Below are 18,255 nucleotides of genomic sequence, written 5' to 3'. Positions count from 1 at the left end.
CGACGGTCATTGAAGTGCTCCCCATTCGGTGGCTGTTCGGTTCGACACCCCTCTGACCCGCAGCCCGCGACGGATGTGACAGCCGCGGCCAAAACGCGGGCAAAAAATATTCCGCACCACCCCTGCGAATCTTCAACAATCGCTCTGCCAACGAACAAAGCAAGCACGGCAAGGCTTGGAACACCAAGAGTTCCCCCGGTACGGGCGTGTTGACCGCCTCCGCCAAGGTCGCGTCCACCAGACTGGGCGCCGACCCGACGTCAACTCCGAGGAGGGCAAGCCCATGAACGTCACCGTTCGGCTCGCACAGCAGCCCGAGGCCGACGAACTGCTCGGACGGAGTGCACTCGCCGCGCTCGTCGGCATGCTGCTCGACCAACAGGTGCCGATGGAGTGGGCGTTCACCGGCCCGCTGACCATCGCGCAGCGCCTCGGCCGGGACGACCTGGACGCCCACGAGATCGCCACCTACAACCCGGAGGAGTTCGTCGCGCTCCTGTCCGCGAAACCCGCCGTCCACCGCTACCCGGCCGCGATGGCCAAACGGGTCCAGCAGCTCTGCCAGTTCCTCGTCGCGCAGTACGACGGCGAGGCCGCCGCGCTGTGGAAGAACGTGCGCACCGGCAAGGAGCTGCTGAGCCGCCTGAACGCCCTGCCCGGCTTCGGCAAGCAGAAGTCGCAGATCTTCCTCGCCCTGCTCGGCAAGCAGTACGGCGTACGGCCCGAGGGCTGGCGCGAGGCCGCCGGCGCGTACGGCGAGGAGGGCGCGCACCGCTCGGTCGCCGACATCACCGGCCCCGAATCCCTCACCCTGGTACGGGAGTTCAAGCAGGAGATGAAGCGCGCCGCGAAGGAGGCCAAGGCGGCCGCCAAGCCGCGCACCGTCGGCCGTACGACGGCCTCGCCCGCCCCGACCGGCGTGCGCTGAGAACCGGTTGCTCCCGCCCGCCCCACCGGGCGCACCTCCCGGCCGGCAGCGGCTACCGACTGGTCCCCGAGCGCCGGTAGGCGTACCGCCCGCGGATCCGCCGGACGAAGTACCGCCCGTGGCTCGGCGCCGCCAGCAACTCCCGGTGCACCCGGGCGGGTACGTCCTCGTAGACGTACAGGCGTCCGCCGGTGAACTCCAGCTCCAGCTGCCGCGCCGCCGGGTCGTAGCCGACCGAGCGCAGCACCGAGGAGTCCACCGCGGTACGGTCCATCGCCCCAGTGTGCGACGGAGGCCCCGGCCGCGCAGGGCGACCGGGGCCCGGCAGAACGGCGCGACGTCAGACCAGAGCGGTCTCCCGCTCCCCCGCCGCATCCTCCGCAGCGTCCCCCTCCGCCACCGCACCCGCACCCGCGCCGACCGCCTTGCGCCGCGCGGGCAGCGCGAGCATCAGCAGGAACACCGCCACCAGCACGCCCACGACCCACCACAGCGCGTGCACGAAGGCCCCGCCGAACGCCGTCCCGACCGCCTCCGGCGCGACCACGTCGTCCATCGCCCCGAAGAAGGCGACCGACACCAGGCCGAGCCCGAGCGCGTTCCCCACCTGCTGGACGGTGTTGATCAGCCCGGACGCCGAACCGGCGTGCTCACGCGGCACCTCCGCCAGCACCGCGTCCGTGATCGGCGCGACGATCAGCCCCATGCCGAGGCCCATCACCACCAGCGGCAGCGCCATCTGCCAGGGCGTGATCGCCGTCCCGTACCGGTCCGCCTCCCAGATGTAGGTGAGCACGCCGGCCGCCATCACCAGCGCCCCCGCCTGCAGCACCTTCCGCCCGAACCGCGGCACCAGCTTCTGCACCGACAGTCCGGCCGCCGTGGAGACGGCGATGGAGAACGGGATGCCGGTCGCGCCGGCCTTGAGCGGGCTCCAGCCCAGGCCGACCTGCATGTAGAGGGTCCAGACCAGGAAGAAGATGCCCAGCGCCACGCCGAAGGCCAGCTGCACGCAGATCCCGGCCGCGAAGGACTTCACCCGGAACAGCGCCAGCTCCACCAGCGGCGAGCCGTCCCGCCGGGTCTTGACCTTCTCGTACGCGACGAAGAGCGCGAACACCGGCAGGCTGCCGACCATCGACAGGTACCCCCAGAGCGGCCAGCCGGCCTCGCGCCCGTGCGTCAGCGGGTAGATCAGCATCAGCAGGCCGAGGCTGGCCAGGGCCACGCCGACCAGGTCGAGCTTGAGCGCCTGGTCGGCCTTGGACTCGTCGATGAAGCGGCGTCCGAGCAGCAGGCCGGCGATGCCGACGGGCAGGTTGATCAGGAAGATCGGCCGCCAGGCCAGGCCGAACAGGTCCCACTCGGTGAGCAGCGCCCCGATCATCGGACCGGATACGGCGCCCAGCCCGACCACCGCGCCGAACATGCCGAACACCTTGCCGCGCTCCTCCGCCGGGAAGGTCGCGTGGATGATCGACAGCACCTGCGGCACCATCAGCGCCGCCGTCCCGCCCTGCAGCAGCCGCGTCGCGACCAGCATCTCCGGGCCGGAGGCCAGCCCGCAGAGCGCGGAGGCCGCCGTGAAGCCGCCGATCCCGATCAGGAACAGCCGCTTGCGGCCGTAGATGTCGCCCAGCCGCCCGCCGGTGATCAGGCCGATCGCGAAGGCCAGGGCGTAGCCGCCGGTGACCCACTGCACGGCGCTGAAGGAGGCGCCGGTGTCCGCCTGGATGCTGGGGATGGCGATGTTGACGATGGTGACGTCCACCAGGTCCATGAAGGAGGCCACCATCACGATCGCCAGCGCGATCCACCTCCGCCGGTCGGCTGTCGCCGCGCCCATTCCGTGCTCCTCGCTCTTGTCCGCCTTGTCCACGAGCACGACGGTACGGGCCATCTAGGTCAGATCCTGTCCCAGTTCCTCGGGCATGCTGGACGGCATGAGCGACACCCCGGCACGTCTGCTGAACCTGCTGTCCCTGCTGCAGACCCCGCGCGAGTGGCCCGGCAGCGAACTCGCCGAGCGGCTCGGCGTCAGCCCCCGCACCATCCGGCGCGACATCGACCGGCTGCGCGAACTCGGCTACCCGGTGCAGGCCACCATGGGCGCGGACGGCGGCTACCGGCTGGTCGCGGGCACCGCGATGCCGCCGCTGCTGCTGGACGACGAGGAGGCGGTGGCCATCGCCGTCGGCCTGCGGGCCGCGGCCGGGCACGCGGTGGTCGGCATCGAGGAGGCCTCGGTACGGGCGCTCGGCAAACTGCTCCAGGTGCTGCCGGCCCGGCTGCGGCACCGGGTCGGGACGCTCAACAGCGCCACCGTGCCGCTGCTCACCGGGGACGGCCCGACCGTCGACCCGGAGGAGCTCACCCTGCTCGCAGGCGCCGTCACCAACCACGAACGCCTGCGGTTCGCCTACCGGGCCCGCGACGGCGCCGAGACCCGGCGCAACGTCGAGCCCGAGCGCCTCGTCTCGACCGGACGCCGCTGGTACCTGATCGGCTACGACCTGGACCGCGAGGACTGGCGGCTCTTCCGGGTCGACCGGCTGAGCGAACCCTTCGCCACCGGCGCCCGCTTCACCCCGCGCCCGCTCCCCGCCGAGGACGCCGCCGTGTTCGTCGCGAGCAGACTGCGCCGCCAGTCGCGGGCCCACACCATGGTGGCCACCGTCCACCGCTCCGCCGCCGAGGTCGACGGCTGGATGCCCTGGACCGGGGACTACGAGATCGAGCCGATCGACGACCACAGCTGCCGCCTGCGCTCCCGGGCGGACTCCCTGAAGTGGCTGGCGGCCGGACTGCTGATGCTGGACTGCGAGTTCGAGGTGCACGAGCCCCCGGAACTGCGCGAACACCTGCGCACCCTCGCCGAACGCGCCACCCGGGCGGCCGCGCAGCCGGGCCAGGCCTCGACCGAGCACCCCGGTCGGAACGCCTAGGCTTCGACCCGGTACCAGCCGTTGCCGGACCGGAACCAGAGCACGCCGTCCCGGCCGTACGCGCGCCCCCGGTCGAGCTCCCCGAGGACGCCCACCCGCTGCCGGCGGACCTCCCGCCAGCCCTTGCGACTCTCCCGTTCGCACCGGATCAACTCGCCGTCGGGCTGCAGGAACACGGCCCGGTCCCCGGCGATCGCGAAGCCCACCGGTTGCCGGGTCGGCAGCCGCATGGCGACCGGCTTCCCGGCGGTGGGGTCGATCCCGGTGAGGTGGCTGTTCTCCCCGTACCAGGCCAGCCAGGTCCGCCGTCCCTCGGTGGCGGCGGCCAGGCCCTCCAGCGGGTGGTCGGGCAGGTCCCCGGGCGCCGGCCGCCAGACGATCCGTCCGGTGGTGTCCAGCCCGGCCAGACCGTACCGGCCGATCGGGTTGTCGCCGTAGGTACCCTCGTCCCCGAAGGACAGCCAGATCCGGCCGTCCCGGTCGGTGATCAACGCCTGGACGTCGTCGCCGAGTTGGAGTTCCCGGCCGGGCCGGCCGGCCGGCCCGAACAGCAGGCCGTTGCGTTCCCACCCGTCCGGCAGTTCGTCGGCGCGGCGGCCGGCCAGCAGCACCCGCCCGCCCGGCAGCAGCGCCAGCAGGTCCGGCGAGACGCCGACTCCTTCGAGCGGCACCCGCCACCCGCCCTGCGGGCCGTGCACCACCACCTCGCCGTCGAACGGCAGCGCGGCGTACGGCCACGACCCGGCCGGCGCCGCGTACCGCTCCGGCACCACCAGGACGGCCAGCTCCCCGTCCGGCCCGACCGTCCAGGTCAGGGCCCGGCGGCCGGCCCGCCACTCCTCCTCGGGCAGCCGCCAGACCTCGACCGGACGGCCGGGTATCGACACGTCAGACCCCGTACTCGGCGGTCAGCAGCGCCCGGCCGAGGGTGTGGAAGGTGAGGTGGAAGCCGACCTGGGCCGGCGGGGTGTCGGCGGTGACGTCCAGCTTCTCCACGTCCAGGGCGTGGACGGCGAAGACGTAGCGGTGCGGGGCGCCGGGCGGCGGGGCGGCGCCGTCGTACTTGTTGCTCGGGAAGTCGTTGCGCCCGTGGAAGGAGGCCGCGCCCGGCAGGCTCCCGTCCGAGGAGCCGGCGCCGCGCGGCAGCTCGGCGGTGTCGGCGGGCAGGTCGAGGGCGAGCCAGTGCCACCAGCCGGAGCCGGTGGGCGCGTCCGGGTCGTAGCAGGTGACGGCGAGGCCGCGGGTGCCCTCCGGCAGGCCCGACCAGGCCAGCTGCGGCGAGAGGTTGCCGCCGCCGTGGATGAACTCCCGGGCCAGCGTGCCGCCTTCGGTGATGTCCTGACTGCTCAGCTCGAAGGACGGCACCTGCGGCAGGAACTCGTACGGCAGCGGCGGGCGAACAGTCATGGGTGGCCACCTCTCACAGTCGGAATGACACGGGTCACTGTAATGGGGTGCACGGCCGATCCGGCGGCCCCTACAGTCGGCGTCATGGCCTCGAACGACCCCAGCCGCGCGGCGACCACGCTCGACCCCGCCCAGATGATCGCCGACGCCCGCCGGGCGCTCTTCACCATGGTCGGGGTGCTGGCCGCGATCTGGTTGATCCAGCTGGTGAACTGGATGGACGACTACGACCTCGGCCGACGGTTCGGCGTCGTCCCGCAGGATCCGGGCCGGCTGCCGAACATCGTCACCGCGCCCTTCCTGCACTGGAACTGGGCCCACCTGGAGGCCAACTCCGGCCCGCTGTTCGTCTTCGGCTTCCTGGCGGCCTACCGCGGGGTGAAGAAGTTCCTCGGCCTCACCCTGCTGGTGGCGCTGACCAGCGAGCTGACCGCCTGGGTCTTCGACCCCCCGAACTCGGTCGGCGCCGGGGCCAGCGGCGTGGTGTTCGGCTACTTCGGCTACGTGGTGCTGCGCGGGGTCTTCGACCGCAACCTGGTGGACACCCTGATCGGCGTCGTCCTCGGCGCCTCCTTCGCCTACATGGTCACCAGCGCCCTGCCCGGCGTCGCCCCGGGCATCAGCTGGTCCGCCCACCTCGGCGGTCTGATCGGCGGCCTGGCCGGCGCCTGGATCTTCCGCAACCGCGCCCCGCGCGCCGCCGCGCCGGCGAACCCCGCCCCCACCACCACCGCCGCCCCGGACAGCCCCAACGCCGCCCTGCTCAAGGAGCTCGACGACCTGGGCCTGTGAGACCCGCCGGGAGCATCAGGTATAGACCATCCCCACCCCCGCGGCTAGCGTGAACAGCGCACCTGTTCCCAGCCCCGGAGCCGCACCGTGGAGTCGTCCGTCCTCGCCTTCGCCACCGACCTGCTCGACGAGGGCGCCGACACCTTCTTCGGCAACCTCACCGACCGCGCCGGGGTCGGCGGTGTCACCCTCGCCTCCGTCTACCACGAGGCCCGCGACGTCTTCCCGCACAACCCCCGCCGGGTGATCCGCTACCTGGAGCCGGGCGCGGCGTACTTCCGCCCCGACCCGGACGCCTGGCGGGGCCGCCGCCTGGCACCCGTGCCGTCCACCGCCCTCGGCGCCCACGACCCCTTCGCCGAGGCCGCCGACGAGGCCCGCCGGCGCGGCCTGAAGCTGCACGCCTGGACGGTGTTCTGCCACAACGACCGGCTCGGCTTCGCCCACCCGGACTGCGCCCCGGCCAACGCCTTCGGCGACCGCCACCTCACCGAGCTCTGCCCGGCGCACCCGGAGGTCCGCGAGTACGCGCTGACCCTGGTCGCCGAGCTGGCCCGGTACGGCGTGGACGCGATCCGCGCCGAGTCGCTGCACTTCCACGGGCTGCGCCACGGCTACCACCACGAGCGCTACTTCGAGGAGCTGGGCGCGACCGCCGAGGCCCTGCTCGGTGTCTGCTTCTGCCCGCACTGCCGCGCCGCCGCCACCCGCGCCGGCGTCCCGGCCGAGGAGGCGGCCGAGGCCGTCCGCACCGAGCTGCGCCGCCGACTGGCCGAGGAGTCCGCCGCCGCCGAGCCCGCCGACCTGAGCGCCCTCGCCGACGGCGCCTTCGCCGCGTACGTCGACGCCTCCGCCGCCACCGTCACCTCGCTGGCCGCCGACCTGTCCGAGCAGGCCCGCCGCCACGGCATGCGGCTGAGCTTCATGGACGGCGGCGGCCCCGGCAAGGGCTGGCTCTCCGGCATCGACCTGCCCGCCCTCGCCGGGGCCGCCGACCAGATCGAGACGCTCGGCTACGCCAGGACGCCGGAGGCCGTCCGGGAGAAGATCGCCGCCTTCGCCCTGCACGGTGTCCGCCCGCAGGACATGGCGGTGATCCTGCGCCCGATGTCCTCCGACTGCGACGGCCCGGAGAACCTCGCCGCCAAGATCGCCATGCTGCGCGAACTCGGCGTCCCCGAGGTCGAGTTCTACCACTACGGGCTGATGCGCCTGTCCTCCCTGGACCGGATCGGCACCGCTCTCTCCGGCTGAACCGCCCCCCTCGGAGCCCGGTCACCGCCGCCGCTTGGACGTCCCGAACAGGCTGCGCGGGGGCGGGCCCGGTGAAGGCGTACCCGTCGGCGATCTCCCGGACGGCCGCGGGGGTGGGGGCGGAGGACATCGGTGCACACTCCCGGACGGACCAGAGCGCTTCGGAACGCTTTGGAACGCATCGGAACGCTTCGGAACGCTTCGGAACACTTCGCCATCGGAACCGGAGCCCGGTCCGCACCGGGCGATCTTCGCGACATTTCCCATCAAACAGCCGCATTCGTCCACCGGCAGTTCACACCGGTACGCGTGGCGGCCTCGCGGCTGCTGCGCCATCCGCCGCCCAAACGGTAGGCTTTCCGTGTGATCTTCAAGCGCATCGGCAATGGGCGGCCGTACCCGGATCACGGCCGGACGAGCACCCGACAGTGGGCTGACGTCGCCCCGCGTCCGGTGCGGCTCGACCAGCTGGTGACCACCAAGGGCCAACTCGACCTCGAAACCCTGCTGGCCGAGGACTCGACCTTCTACGGGGACCTCTTCGCCCACGTGGTGAAGTGGCACGGCGACCTCTACCTGGAGGACGGCCTGCACCGGGCCGTGCGGGCCGCGCTGCAGCAGCGCCAGGTGCTGCACGCCCGCGTCCTCGAAATGGAGTGACGGGCCGCCACCCCAGGGCCCGTCGGACCCACCGCAGGCTTCCGGACCGCCCCCTCGCCACCCGGCGGAGGGCGGTCCACTCGTACCCCGGTACCCCCTTTCGGGTACCGGGGTACTCCAGATGATGATCGTTTAGTACCTTCGCGGCTGTACGGCACTACGCTGCTGACTACGGCCGCGACCAGGGGATCCGCCCGCACCGGGGATGCCCGCACCCGGCCGACCCGTCATCCCGACCCCGCCCCGGTACGAGGGGGAGACAAACCATGAGCATGTTGACTCCCCAAGGCCTCAAGGGGAAGCAGTACCGCATCACCGGCAACTCCTACCCGCGCCTGGGCCGGCCCCCGAAGCGGAGCCGCAAGGTGATCGCCGCGCTCGCCGGTCTGCTCGCCCTGGCCTTGGTCGCCCTCGGCGGCGTGCAGCTGTACGACATCTTCACGGGCAGGAACAGGAACGCCTCCGCCCAGGCCTGCGCGACCCCCTCCGGCAAGCCGCTGGCCGCGCCGACGGGCGGCGCCACCCCGGGTGCCCCCGCCGCCTCCGGCGCAGCCGCCGCCCAGGGCGACCCGCACGCCATCCCGCAGCCCGCCACGGTCACCGTGAACGTCTACAACGCCACCGCCAAGGCCGGCCTGGCCGGGCGGACCGCGGAGGAGCTCAAGAAGCGCGGCTTCACCATCGGCAAGGTCGGCAACGCCCCGGCCGAGCTGGACAAGAAGGTGCCCGGGACCGCCCAGGTGATCGCCGGCCCGGCCGGCGCCGGGGCCGGCACCCTGCTCGGCTCGCAGATCGCCGGGGCCGCCGTCACCGCCGACGCCCGCACCGACGCCAGCGTGGACTTCGTGATCGGCGACAGCTACAACGCCCTGCTGGACGAGACCCAGGCGGCCGCCGCCCTCGCGCTGGCCACCAAGCCCTCCCCCACCCCGACCACCACCGGCAGCTGCTGACGCCACGGAACGAACGGAAGGGTCCTCCGGCGGTTCGCCGGAGGACCCTTCGGTCGGTCGGGGACGGACTCAGCCCGCGGTGCCGTACAGCCGGTCGCCCGCGTCGCCGAGGCCGGGAACGATGTAGCCGTTCTCGTTGAGCCGCTCGTCCAGGGCGGCGGTGACCACGGTGACCGGCAGGCCCGCCAGCTCCCGCTGCATCAGCTCGACGCCCTCGGGGGCGGCCAGCAGCACCACGGCGGTGACGTCGGTGGCACCGCGCTCGATCAGCATCCTGATCGCGGCGACCAGGGTGCCGCCGGTGGCCAGCATCGGGTCGAGCACGTAGACCTGGCGGCCGGAGAGGTCGTCCGGCATCCGGGTGGCGTACGTGGAGGCCTCCAGGGTCTCCTCGTTGCGCACCATCCCGAGGAAGCCGACCTCGGCGGTCGGCAGCAGGCGGGTCATCCCGTCCAGCATGCCGAGGCCGGCCCGCAGGATCGGCACCACCAGCGGGCGCGGGTAGCTGAGCCGGGTACCGAGCGTGACCGCCACAGGTGTGGTGATCTCCACCTCGTCGGTGCGGACGTCCCTGGTGGCCTCGTAGGCGAGGAGGGTCACCAGCTCGTCGGTCAGGCGACGGAAGGTCGGCGAGTCGGTGCGCTCGTCGCGCAGGGTGGAGAGCTTGTGGGCGACCAGGGGGTGGTCGACGACGTGGAGACGCATGTACCGAGGTTAGCCGGGTCTGGACGGGTGTACGACACGCCGTGCCCGACCCGGCCCGCGGACCGGGTGACTCAGTCGTGACACGCCGTGACGTGCCGCGTATGTCCGGACGGAAGCGCCTCCTGTGGTATCAACCGGGCGGTTCTGGGAATGTCACGTCTTATGACGAGCAACCCGAAGGCCGGGGGCGGCTCGGCGGACGAGCCCGTCGGCGGAGCGGGCCCCCCGCCCGACCACCCGGAGACGGAGGCGGAGCGCCGCAAACGGCGGGCCGTCTTCCTGCGCGAGCTCACCGAGGCCCGCGAGCTGCGGGAGCGGGTCCAGCCCCGGCGGACCAAGGAGCGGCGGATGCGCGAGGCGATGCGGATGCGAACCTTCCGGATCTGAAACGGCATCCGTCCGGGGCCCGAAACGGCCCCGCCGAGCGTTCGGAGCAAATTTCGACCGGCTTCGGACCGCCCCGGCACGGGCACGCCCCCCACCTCCCGGTCCTTCCGACACGACCTGCAAAGACGCGCTGCCGAACACCCCCCGCGAACGCGGCCTTTCTGTCACGATTCCGATGGGACGGTCCGAACAAGCGGACCGCCTCTGGCGCGGGGGCGGCCAGTGTTCCGCGTTGCCCGAGCGCGCCGACAGCCGAGACCGATGATCTTGGGAGTGTCCCTGGTGGCGTACTTCGCTGCAGTGCTTGCTCGCACCGAGGACGGGTGGGATGTGAGCGAGACGGAGCTCGACGATGTCGAAACCCTGGCCGACCTGGCCGACCTGGCCCGCGGCTCCGCCCAGGACGACGACAGCGTCCTGATCTTCATCGAACAGGAGGACGCCTGGTTCGCCATCGTCCGCGTGGACGGTGAGGACGACCCGCGCATCTTCGTGTCGGACGGTGCCGCCGCCGCCCGCAGCTCCTACGGCTCCGTCCTCACCGACGAGCTGGTCGACCAGGCCGGCGAGAGCGAGTTCGGCGACCTGGACCACCTGCTGGAGGACAGCGAGGAGGCCGAGGAGCAGGACGACGAGGACTCCGACGGCCACAGCGGCGTCCCGGTCGGCCCGCTCGGGGACGCCCACCTGCTCACCGAGTTCGGCCTGGCCTCCGACGAGCTGCTCGCCCTCAGCGGCGAGGGCGCGGTGCCGGGCGACGCGCTGGAGGAGATCGCCGAGGCCCTGGGCTGCGGCGAGGTCCTGGAGGCCGTCCGGTAGCGGGCGGATGCCCGACACTGGATGCCATGCAGTCCGCATCCACCACGCAGCCCCTCCCGTACGTCCCCCCGCTGCCCGCCCCCGTCCGCCCCGACCCGGTCCGCGACCGCTGGTCGGCGCCGATGCGCCTCGCCATGGCTGAGGCCGCCCTGGCGCCGGCCACCGGGGACGTCCCGGTCGGGGCGCTCGTCCTGGGCCCCGACGGCGAGGTGATCGGACGCGGCCACAACGAGCGCGAGGCCGTCGGCGACCCGACCGCGCACGCCGAGGTGGTCGCGATCCGGCAGGCGGCCGCGAAGATCGGAGAGTGGCGGCTCTCCGGCTGCACACTGGTCGTCACCCTGGAGCCCTGCACGATGTGCGCCGGCGCCATCGTGCTCTCCCGGATCGACCGGGTGGTCTACGGCGCCCTCGACGAGAAGGCCGGCGCGGCCGGCTCGCTCTTCGACGTGATGCGCGACCGCCGGCTCAACCACCGCCCCGAGGTGATCTGGGGCGTCCTCGCCGAGGAGTGCGGCGAGCAACTGCGGGCCTTCTTCGACACCCACCGCTGACCCCCCGCACCGGCGGTCACCGCGATACGGATTTCGTTCCCGCGCCACCCGTCCGGTAGAGTTCCCCTCGGTAGCGTGTCCGAGCGGCCAAAGGAGCACGCCTCGAAAGCGTGTGTGGGGGCAACTCCACCGTGGGTTCGAATCCCACCGCTACCGCCATGAGCAGGAAAAACGAAGGGCCCCGACTGGTGACAGTCGGGGCCCTTCGTCATGCCGGTCTCAGTTTCGGTCTCAGTTCACCCGTTAAGCCGCCTTCTCCGTGCCGCCCGGCTCGTCCTGCTCGCCGTCGTCGGAGTCCTTGGCCACCTCCCAGATGAGGCCGCCGATCTGCATCGCCACGTCCCGCCGGATTCGGGCCGTCACGTGCTGGTACCGATGGGTCATGGCGGTGCTGGACCACCCCATGATCTCCATGACGATCCGCTCGGGGACGCCGAGCAGGAGCAGGATCGTCCCGGCGGTGTGACGAGCGTCATGCAGGCGGCCGTCCCGGATGCCGGCGGCGACGAGCAGTTCCTTCCACCGGTCCCAGTCCGTTCGGGGGATGAGTGGGTGTCCGATCTCCGAGGCGAAGACCCACCCGCCTTCCACCCATTCCTGACGGGCGGCCAGTCGCTCCCGGTCCTGCTCCTCCTTGTGGAGCTTGAGCAGCTTCACCAGCTGATCCGGGAGACCGATCAGGCGCTTCCCCGCCCTCGACTTCGTGAGCGCGGCGTCCGCGTTCGTCCGGACCCGCTCCGGGCACCGGCCAGCATGCTTCCGGCCGCACGGCTCCGAGCAGCCGTGCGCGTACTTCGGCCGCTGCCGGGCCTGCCGGACACGCAGGGTGCCCGCCTCCAGGTCGATGTCACGCCACTGGAGGCCGAGCGCCTCGCCCTGCCGAAGCCCGAGCGCCAGTGCGATCGCCCACCGCCCGCTGTTCCGGTTCTTGCCCGCCTCCAGGAGGAGCGCCTGCACCTCCTCCACCTCGTACGGCTCCACCTCCTCTTCCTCGACCTTGGGCGCGACGGCCAGCGAGGCGACGTTCCGGGTGAGGTGCCCCCTCCGGATCGCCTGGTTGAGCGCCGTCCGGATAGTGCGGTGCGCCTGATGGGCGGTGGCGGGCTTGCTGCCGTTGTCCTGCATTTTCTTGTAGAGCCGCTCCAGGTGCTCCGGCTCCAGCTTCTCCAGTCGGTGAGCGCCGACCCCGGGGATCAGGTGGACGTTCACCGCCACCCGGTACCCGGAGAGGGTGTTCGGCCGGACGTGCAGCGCGGCGATGTTCTCCACCCAGTGGGTGAGCCACGTCGCCACGGTCCACTTCTTCCCGGCCTTCGGCACGTTGCCGTCGTCCCGCTTCTTCTCCAGCTCCCGAACCTTCTTGGTCACCTCCGCCCGGGTCTTCCCCCGGACGTGTCGGCGGTCCGGCGTGCCGTCGTCCTTGACGCCGACGGTCACGCGGCCGTGCCACTTGCCGTCCTTGTCCTGGTAGATGCTGGATGCTCCGTTCGGCTGACGGGTCGCCAAGGGTGCTGCCTCCTCAGGCTGCGATGGGAGTGGTGGTGTGCTTCCGCATGCGGCTGCGGGTGAACTCGACAACGGCCTCGGCCGGCACGCGCCTGGCTCGGCCGATCGGGATGGTCTCGATCTCGCCGTCGCGGATCAGGGCGTACATGGTGGTGCGGCCGATGCTGAGTCGGCGAGCGGCCTCTTCGACCGTGAGGGCGACGAGGGTGGGGTCGTAGTCGGGGTGGCCCCCGATGGCGGTGACGGTCACTGCGGCTACTCCTTGGCGGAGGGGGCGAGCGGCGCATTGCGGGTACACGGGGCGCTGGTGGGTGGCCCTTGCGGGCCGACAGAACCGCCAGAACTGACAGAACCTCTTCTCTGACGCCCTGAGCTGGGGATTTGCGACTGGCGGGATGGGTGACGGAACCGGTTCGAAACCCCGACAGAAACCCCCGCCTGGTCGAGCGGGTGAGTTGTGTCGGGGTTTGTGTCCGGTTCCGTCACCGGGACCATTCGGGTGTTTGCGCAGGTGGGTGGTGGCGGGGTGGGGTTGTGGCGGTTTTGGCGGTTGTGTCGGCGGGTCAGGTGCTGGTCTGGGTGAGCTGGGGGTGGGCCTGGTAGCGGGGGGACGGCGGTCGGCCGCCTTTCCCGGAACGCGGGGGCTGGGGTTCCTGGCGGATCCAGCCGTGGTCTTCGAGGAGGGCGAGGGCCGGGTCGAGGTCGGCGACGGCGGGGAAAGCGCCCCCGGGCATGGCGCGGAAGATGTCGCGCTTGCTGACGGACTCGGCGGGGTTGGCGCGGAGCCAGGCGAGGACGGTGCGGGCCTTGACGAGGGCGGGGTCGGCGCCCATGGCGTCGAAGACGGTGAGGGCGTGGGCGGTGTAGTAGGCGCCGATGCGGGTGGCTGCGGTGAGGGTGTCGGCGCTGATGGGGATCGCGTAGCCGTCCTTGGGGTGGTCGGCCAGGTGGAGCAGGCCGGCGATGCGGGCGACGGCGCCGTCGAGCTTGCTGGCCCACTCGGCGATCGGCCGCAGGGGGCCGCCCCTGCGGAGCTTGTGCTCGACGTCGGTGCGGTGCTGCAGCATGACGGCTGCGGCTTCGGGACTGAGGGTGAGCACGGCGGGGTCGGTCCACTCGGCCATGGCCAGGGTGAGCGCGCGGACCTTCTCCGCGTAGTCGTCGGCCACCTCGTCCGGGACGGTGTCGGGCTCCAGGTTGCGGTAGCCGACCAGGGAGTCGGGGACGGCGTAGAGGAAGCGGGCGAGGAGACCGCGTCCGTCGAACCCGTTTACCTTGGCGATGTCCTCCAGGACGGACGGCTGGATGGCCAGGCCCATGGTCAGGGCGGGGGCTTCGATGAACTGGGCTTCGCGGCCCTGCCGGTTGACGCGGAGCATGTCGCCGGCGTGGCCTTGGAGGAAGACGTCCATGTTGGGCTTGCCGCTGTAGCGGCCGGCGATGATGTCGAAGATGCCGCCGCCCTCGGCGGACATCAGGGCCAGGCGCCCGCCCTGCTCGGCGAGCAGGGTCGCGGCGTTCTCGGCGGTGACGTCCTGGGCGATGAGCTGGGGGCGGACCGGGACGGTGGCCTGTTCGGCGGTCTGGGCGAGGCTGATCGCGTCGGCGGTGAGCCGGTCCTGGTCGCTCGCGTCGGCGTTGGCGGCCTTGTGGGCGGCCTTCTCGGCGGCGGCGCGGGCGAGCTTGGAGGTGACCTCCGCCTCGGCGATCTGGGCGGTGGCCCGCTCCACCAAGGTCTTCTCGACCGCGAGGACGGGTGCGCTCATGAGGGCGACCACGGCGGACTTGCGGTTGCCCGGCGGGAGGGCGGTGACCAGGTAGAGGTTCACCGGCTCGCGCCAGCGCCCGCGCACGGAGACGACCGCTCGGCCTCCACAGGCTGTGGACAGCGCGGCCAGGGCCATGCCGCCGGCCAGGTCGGTGGGGGTCTGGGTCTCCTCCGCCACGGCATCGACCATGGTGCCGAGCCACCCGGGCAGCGCGTCGGTGGGGAAGGTGGGCAGTGCGCGGGCCTGGCCGAGCGGGATCGGTTCCTCCCACGCGGGCGGCTCGGCGGCGAACGCGGCCGGGACGGTGTCCTCCCAGCCGTCAGTGAACAGCGACTCGGACGGCGGGACGGGGGCGGTCACGCGGCCCACCGCCTCGGGCGATGCCCCGAGGAGAAGCGCTTTTCCTTGGCGCAGGACGGGTGACGGTTGCTCATGCGGCCCGCCCCACCGCTCCGGCGCTACGGGCGAGGCCGTTGGCGATGGTGCGCCGGCACTCGGCCTCGCCGAGACCGGCCTTCAGGCCCGCGCCGAGGAGGGCGTCGGTGGCGTCCGGCTCGGGCAGCGCGCCGGAGGCAACGAGGCGGCCGAGGGCGGCGGCGGAGGCGAACAGCCGGTCGTTGCGCCCGCCCTCGCCGGTCTCTCGGATCTTGGCGGTCTCCCGGGCCACGGCCGTGTCCACGTAAGGGCCGAGGCGCCTGATCCGGGCCCGCACCGCGCTCGCGTCCACCACGGTCGTCGGGGTGGGCTTGGGGGTGAGCAGGCCGAGCAGCCACGCGGGCAGCCGGATCGGGTCGGTGTTGTTGACGACGGTGTAGGGGCGGTGGTTGACGACGCTGCCGGGGGCGACGACGTAACCGCCGTACGCCCGGGTGTCGATCTTCCAGCCGAGCCCGTTGCCCTTCTCCCCGCAGGTGTTGCGCAGGACCACGCCGGTGGGGGCGGCGAAGTACAGGTGGGCGCCGCCCCGGCCGGTGCGGACCTCGTACGTCTGCGGGAGGGACTGGCCGTGCTGCTCGCACAGCGCGGCCAGCACATCCCGACCGTCCGTCACGCCCTGCCCGCCCCAGCGTGCGGGCGGGGTGTCCCGGCGGTGCTTGGGCACGTCCAGGTCGACCACCACCAGGCCGGACGGCCCGCAGGCGAGGCCGATGTTGTACGGGGCCACCTGCCACGCACGGCGGATCACGCCGGGGTCGGCGGTGGCCCGGCGCTCCCACCCGAGGTGCCCGCCCTCGCACCCGCCAGTGCGGGGGCAGTCGTTCTCACCATGCAGCGCCGGGTACTTCGAACCCGGGGCCAGCGGGAACACCCGCTGGCCCCGTTCGGCCGCCGCGAGCGCGGCCACCATCTGCGGGTTGCTGTTCATCAGGTCCTTCCAGTTCGGCGGCGCGCTCGGCGCAGACCTTGTGCGCAGGCCTGCGCCGCTCGTCTCGAAGCGGGGTGGGGTGTCGGCACCAGCGGCAGGGGCGCGGGCCGGTGCGGTCGAAGTGGGAGGCGTCGCGCCAGTCCAGAGCGGCGGACACGGCGGACGTCCTAGGCGGCCCGAGCGGCGGACCCGCCGCCGAGCCGGGCGGCGGCCTGGCAGCCGATCAGCTCGGTGTAGGCCGGAGGGATGGCTTCGCGCAGGCCGTCGCGGCTGGCCCAGGGCATGCCCATTACGGCTTCGCTGCGGGCGAGGGGGACGTTGGAGAAGTTGCCGACGACGTGCATGAACTCGCCCTCGGCGACGGGGCGGCCCATCTTCGCGTTCGGGACGGTGTGCGCCGGGTGCGGGGGCGGGGTGATGGTGAGGCCGCCGCCGGGCTCGAAGAGGCGGTGGCGGTAGGTGCGCAGGCGGAACGCCGCCCCGCACAGCATCACCGGGTCGCGCAGGTCGCCCCGGGCTTCCATGACGTTCTCGATCACCCACGGGCGCCCGGTGGACTCCAGGGCCTCGCGGGTGGGGGCGATGAGCCGGGGGTGCTCCCGCTTGTTGATCTTCCAGGTCAGGGACTGCGCCTGGCAGGGCGGGGAGGCGTGGACGAAGTCGAAGAGGTGCCCGTGCTCGGCGATGAAGGCGACGGCGTCGGCCTGGACGAAGGGGAACGGGTAGCGGGGCTGGTCGTCGAGGTCGACACCGAGCACGTTGTATCCGGCGAGGTAGTAGCCCATGCCGGCGCCGCCCTGGCAGCAGTAGGCGTCCAGGACGGTCAGCCCGTTCCAGGCCCGGGCGGGCAGCCACCCGGCGGCCGGACGGGCCGCAGAGAAGAGGCCGGGGGCGCTCACCGGGCGCCTCCGAGCAGGTCGGCGACGAGCCGGGTGAGGTGCCGGTTGGCGTGCTCGGCGAGGGCCCTGACCACGGTCTTGGCCTCGCTGGTGAGCGTGCGGCCGGGGCGGGCCGTGGTGGGGGCGATGAGGATGCTGTCCGGGATGGGAAGGAGCACGGTGGCGGTCACCAACAGGGCGGGCCGGTCGGTGCGCTCCGGGTCGACCAGCACGGGCCACGGGTCACCGGGGCGGGACCACGGCGAGCGCTCCCAGTCCAGGGGACGCCCGGTGGGACGGTGGGCGAGCGCGCTGTGCCGCAGGCCGACCTTCGCGCAGAACTGGGCGCCGCCGTCGTGGTCGCGGTACACCTAGATGCGGTCGAGGTCGGGGCGCACGGCGACGTAGCCGGGGGCCATGACCGGGCTGGTGGCGGTGCGCCACGCGGCGACGGCGAAGTCCACCGGGCGGAGCAGCTCGCCGTCGTCGCGGAAGTCGGCGGCGTGCTGGGCGATGTAGGCGCCGTAGCGGGAGCGGCCGTCGCTGGCGCTCTCCCGGTCGGCGGTGTCGTCGACGATGACGAGCGTGGAGTGGTCGAACTGGGGCATGCTGGTCCCATCTCGTTGAGGGATGCACGGCCCCGCACCGGCCGGTTCTCTGCCAAGAAAAGGCGGCTGGTGTGGGGCTTCGTGTTGTGCGGCAGCGGGTCTGCCGGTCCCCCGCACCGTCCGGGCCCCGGCCGCTGGCTGCGGCGGTGTCCGGGCGGCACGGCCGGTCGGGCAGGCCGGTCAGCGGTGCGGGCCGTCGCAGTACGAGTCCTTGCAGGAGCAGCCGCCGCACTCGGTGCAGATGTCGTCGGAGCAGTCCCCGCACAGCTCGTGGCCGGGGCAGTCCTCGTCGGCGCATTCGTCGCAGTAGTGACCGGGGCAGCCCCAGTCGTCGCACTCGTCGCAGTAGGACACGGTGATCTCCAGGGGTCAGCGGTTGCGGTTGGTGACGTTGACGCTCACGTTCACGGCGCCCTGCCCGCCCCGGCCGCTTCCTCCGCTGCTGTTCTTGAGGAGGTAGATGACGCCGAGGGCGGCGACGAGCAGGCCGAGACCGGTGGTGGCGGCGGCGAGGGTCTGCAGCAGGAAGCCGACGCCGAGTCCGGCGCTGCCGATGCCGACGCCGCCGGCGAGCAGGCGGGCGGGCCACGGGTCGCGCACCGGGAGCGGGGCGGGAATGTGCTGGGCGGGCAGGTAGGCGACGGGTCCGGGGTGGTGGATCGGCACGGGGCTGTCTCTTATACACATCTGACGCTGCCGACGAGCGATCTAGTGTAGATCTCGG

At 72.6% G+C, this 18,255-nt stretch carries 23 protein-coding genes and 1 tRNA gene; 10 read left to right on the top strand and 14 right to left on the bottom strand.

The genetic code is table 11. The features are described from left to right. Positions 1-283: 283 nt before the first annotated feature. Positions 284-928 carry an HhH-GPD-type base excision DNA repair protein gene (locus OP86_RS21290; protein ID WP_051830371.1) on the top strand — a complete coding sequence of 215 codons (645 nt, stop codon included), beginning with the start codon at positions 284-286 and terminating at the stop codon, positions 926-928. A 52-nt stretch (positions 929-980) separates the two neighbouring features. On the opposite strand, the gene OP86_RS21285 is transcribed toward OP86_RS21290, so the two are convergent. Both OP86_RS21285 and OP86_RS21280 read right to left on the bottom strand, forming a co-directional pair. Next, positions 981-1,202 (bottom strand): KTSC domain-containing protein, encoded by a 222-nt coding sequence (locus OP86_RS21285; protein WP_030061371.1) that lies wholly within the window; start codon positions 1,200-1,202, stop codon positions 981-983. 66 nt (positions 1,203-1,268) lie between these two features. Further along, positions 1,269-2,774, bottom strand: coding sequence for an MFS transporter (locus OP86_RS21280; RefSeq protein WP_030061373.1), 1,506 nt, complete (start codon positions 2,772-2,774; stop codon positions 1,269-1,271). Positions 2,775-2,871: 97 nt separating this feature from the next. Here OP86_RS21280 and OP86_RS21275 point away from each other — a divergent pair, with 97 nt between their 5' ends. Continuing rightward, complete coding sequence (locus tag OP86_RS21275) at positions 2,872-3,873, top strand: helix-turn-helix transcriptional regulator (RefSeq protein ID WP_030255989.1); 1,002 nt, start codon at positions 2,872-2,874, stop codon at positions 3,871-3,873. Here OP86_RS21275 and OP86_RS33735 read toward each other — a convergent pair. Further along, positions 3,870-4,760: an NHL repeat-containing protein gene (locus OP86_RS33735; protein WP_030255986.1), complete on the bottom strand. Its 891-nt coding sequence runs from the start codon at positions 4,758-4,760 to the stop codon at positions 3,870-3,872. The genes OP86_RS21275 and OP86_RS33735 overlap by 4 nt on opposite strands. Position 4,761: 1 nt before the next feature. Further along, positions 4,762-5,280, bottom strand: coding sequence for a YbhB/YbcL family Raf kinase inhibitor-like protein (locus OP86_RS21265; RefSeq protein ID WP_030255984.1), 519 nt, complete (start codon positions 5,278-5,280; stop codon positions 4,762-4,764). 84 nt (positions 5,281-5,364) lie between these two features. On the opposite strand from OP86_RS21265, the gene OP86_RS21260 reads away from it, so the two are divergent. The 4 genes from OP86_RS21260 to OP86_RS21245 all read left to right on the top strand — a co-directional run bounded on the left by OP86_RS21260 (position 5,365) and on the right by OP86_RS21245 (position 8,939). Further along, a complete protein-coding gene (locus OP86_RS21260) occupies positions 5,365-6,072 on the top strand; it encodes a rhomboid family intramembrane serine protease (protein WP_030061385.1) in 708 nt (235 codons plus the stop codon). An 87-nt stretch (positions 6,073-6,159) separates the two neighbouring features. Further along, complete coding sequence (locus OP86_RS21255; protein ID WP_030061386.1) at positions 6,160-7,326, top strand: hypothetical protein; 1,167 nt, start codon at positions 6,160-6,162, stop codon at positions 7,324-7,326. Between the two features lie 363 nt (positions 7,327-7,689). After that, entirely contained in the window at positions 7,690-7,986 is a 297-nt protein-coding gene (locus OP86_RS21250) for a type II toxin-antitoxin system VapB family antitoxin (RefSeq protein WP_030061387.1), read from the top strand. 266 nt (positions 7,987-8,252) lie between these two features. Then, positions 8,253-8,939 (top strand): LytR C-terminal domain-containing protein, encoded by a 687-nt coding sequence (locus tag OP86_RS21245; protein WP_030061388.1) that lies wholly within the window; start codon positions 8,253-8,255, stop codon positions 8,937-8,939. Between the two features lie 69 nt (positions 8,940-9,008). Here the strand turns inward: OP86_RS21245 and upp are convergent, their stop codons facing one another. After that, on the bottom strand, positions 9,009-9,644 hold the full coding sequence (gene upp / locus OP86_RS21240; RefSeq protein ID WP_030061389.1) for a uracil phosphoribosyltransferase: 636 nt from the start codon (positions 9,642-9,644) through the stop codon (positions 9,009-9,011). Positions 9,645-9,806: 162 nt separating this feature from the next. On the opposite strand from upp, the gene OP86_RS21235 reads away from it, so the two are divergent. The 4 genes from OP86_RS21235 to OP86_RS21220 all read left to right on the top strand — a co-directional run bounded on the left by OP86_RS21235 (position 9,807) and on the right by OP86_RS21220 (position 11,563). Continuing rightward, positions 9,807-10,031 carry a hypothetical protein gene (locus OP86_RS21235; protein WP_051830369.1) on the top strand — a complete coding sequence of 75 codons (225 nt, stop codon included), beginning with the start codon at positions 9,807-9,809 and terminating at the stop codon, positions 10,029-10,031. Between the two features lie 261 nt (positions 10,032-10,292). Further along, entirely contained in the window at positions 10,293-10,850 is a 558-nt protein-coding gene (locus OP86_RS21230) for a tRNA adenosine deaminase-associated protein (protein ID WP_030061392.1), read from the top strand. 26 nt (positions 10,851-10,876) lie between these two features. Then, positions 10,877-11,404: a tRNA adenosine(34) deaminase TadA gene (gene tadA / locus OP86_RS21225; protein WP_051830368.1), complete on the top strand. Its 528-nt coding sequence runs from the start codon at positions 10,877-10,879 to the stop codon at positions 11,402-11,404. A gap of 69 nt (positions 11,405-11,473) precedes the next feature. After that, positions 11,474-11,563, top strand: a tRNA-Ser gene (locus tag OP86_RS21220). Between the two features lie 84 nt (positions 11,564-11,647). Here the strand turns inward: OP86_RS21220 and OP86_RS21215 are convergent. The 9 genes from OP86_RS21215 to OP86_RS21180 form a co-directional block, all read right to left on the bottom strand. Then, entirely contained in the window at positions 11,648-12,910 is a 1,263-nt protein-coding gene (locus OP86_RS21215; protein ID WP_051830367.1) for a tyrosine-type recombinase/integrase, read from the bottom strand. A 13-nt stretch (positions 12,911-12,923) separates the two neighbouring features. Next, positions 12,924-13,160, bottom strand: a complete 237-nt coding sequence (locus OP86_RS36765) for a helix-turn-helix domain-containing protein (RefSeq protein WP_033332790.1) — start codon at positions 13,158-13,160, stop codon at positions 12,924-12,926. A 313-nt stretch (positions 13,161-13,473) separates the two neighbouring features. Beyond that, on the bottom strand, positions 13,474-15,039 hold the full coding sequence (locus OP86_RS21205) for a YfjI family protein (protein WP_234434813.1): 1,566 nt from the start codon (positions 15,037-15,039) through the stop codon (positions 13,474-13,476). A gap of 70 nt (positions 15,040-15,109) precedes the next feature. After that, the gene (locus OP86_RS21200; protein WP_030255971.1) at positions 15,110-16,045 is read right to left on the bottom strand and encodes a bifunctional DNA primase/polymerase; all 936 of its coding nucleotides are present in this window, start codon (positions 16,043-16,045) and stop codon (positions 15,110-15,112) included. A 167-nt stretch (positions 16,046-16,212) separates the two neighbouring features. Continuing rightward, complete coding sequence (locus OP86_RS21195) at positions 16,213-16,830, bottom strand: SAM-dependent methyltransferase (protein ID WP_234434821.1); 618 nt, start codon at positions 16,828-16,830, stop codon at positions 16,213-16,215. 110 nt (positions 16,831-16,940) lie between these two features. Further along, a complete protein-coding gene (locus tag OP86_RS21190; protein ID WP_030061410.1) occupies positions 16,941-17,294 on the bottom strand; it encodes a hypothetical protein in 354 nt (117 codons plus the stop codon). Continuing rightward, positions 17,295-17,531 (bottom strand): hypothetical protein, encoded by a 237-nt coding sequence (locus OP86_RS21185; protein ID WP_030255963.1) that lies wholly within the window; start codon positions 17,529-17,531, stop codon positions 17,295-17,297. A 180-nt stretch (positions 17,532-17,711) separates the two neighbouring features. Beyond that, positions 17,712-17,885 (bottom strand): hypothetical protein, encoded by a 174-nt coding sequence (locus tag OP86_RS37210; RefSeq protein WP_167344221.1) that lies wholly within the window; start codon positions 17,883-17,885, stop codon positions 17,712-17,714. 15 nt (positions 17,886-17,900) lie between these two features. Next, a complete protein-coding gene (locus OP86_RS21180; RefSeq protein ID WP_033332787.1) occupies positions 17,901-18,197 on the bottom strand; it encodes a hypothetical protein in 297 nt (98 codons plus the stop codon). Positions 18,198-18,255 lie beyond the last annotated feature (58 nt).

The organism is Streptomyces novaecaesareae (genome assembly GCF_000716875.1).
GTDB lineage: Bacteria > Actinomycetota > Actinomycetes > Streptomycetales > Streptomycetaceae > Kitasatospora > Kitasatospora novaecaesareae.
Note: the sequence above shows the minus strand (reverse complement) of the source record. Positions and strands in the feature narration are given on the sequence as shown.